This window comes from Lujinxingia vulgaris (assembly GCF_007997005.1).
Classification (GTDB): Bacteria; Myxococcota_A; Bradymonadia; order Bradymonadales; family Bradymonadaceae; genus Lujinxingia.
Map to the genome: position 1 here is coordinate 1 of NZ_VOSL01000030.1, position 961 is coordinate 961.

Here is a 961-nt window from a genome sequence, read left to right on the forward strand (position 1 = left end):
CGAAAACGCTTCTTCGCATACGACCCGAACGACGACTCCCCATAAGGCCGATACTCCTCCCGGCTGATAAGCCCGCCCGTCTCGCTGACCACCACGCTCGACGAGCCCAGGTGGTCGCCCAACTCATAGCGCACCGCCGGCTTCTGCGCGTTGAAAATATCCGGCCCCACACGCCGACTCGCCACCTTTGATGCATCGTCCATCACGTGCAGCTCGTTGGCCTGCGCCGGCGCCGATGTCCCATCGAGGATCTGATGGTGCTCAAAGATCCCGTCGACATACACCGTCGCATGCGCCACCCCGCCGCGAATCGAGACTTTTTGCACACGCTGCCCCGCCCCATCATACCCATACGCTCCGTAGCTCGACGCCGGACTCCCCGCCGCCTGCACCCGAAACGCCCGCAACTTCCCGGCGTGGTCCCACTCATAGTGGCGCTCGCTATTTTCCTGCACCAGATTCCCACCCCCATCGTACACATACCCCCGCGACTCGCCGCCAAGCCCCATCGCGACCAGGCGGTTGGAGGAAGTATCGGTTTGATAGGTCCGCTTCCACTGCGCCACCCCGTTCGCCGCATCAAGCGCGTACTCGTGCCGCTTCTCCACCATCCCGCCGGTTTTGTCATAATTGTAGTGTTCAATATAAGGCCGCGCCTCCTCCACACTCGTCCCACCCGGAACCTGATTCCCCCAGAATATCGGCTCCACCCCCTTGCGCTCTCGCCCCGTCGCACGCGTCAACCGGTAGAGCGGGTCATACTCAAAACGCCGCAGCAGCGAATCCGCCGAAAAGCTCCCCCACGTCGCTTCCGCAAGATACGCAAAATCCCCAGGCTCAATGCCCAACCCCGTCCCCCGACTCTCAATCGACCGCATCGTCTCAAACAGTTGGTTCCACCGCTATTAAAGTTAACTCCACTCCATCATAATCTTACAAAAGACTTTAACTGAAAGCAACT

Annotated in this window: 1 pseudogene; it reads right to left on the reverse strand. The window is 60.4% G+C overall.

From position 1 onward, the window contains the following. Positions 1-878: pseudogene (locus FRC96_RS06660) on the reverse strand (hypothetical protein); the annotation flags it as partial. Between the last annotated feature and the right edge of the window lie 83 nt (positions 879-961).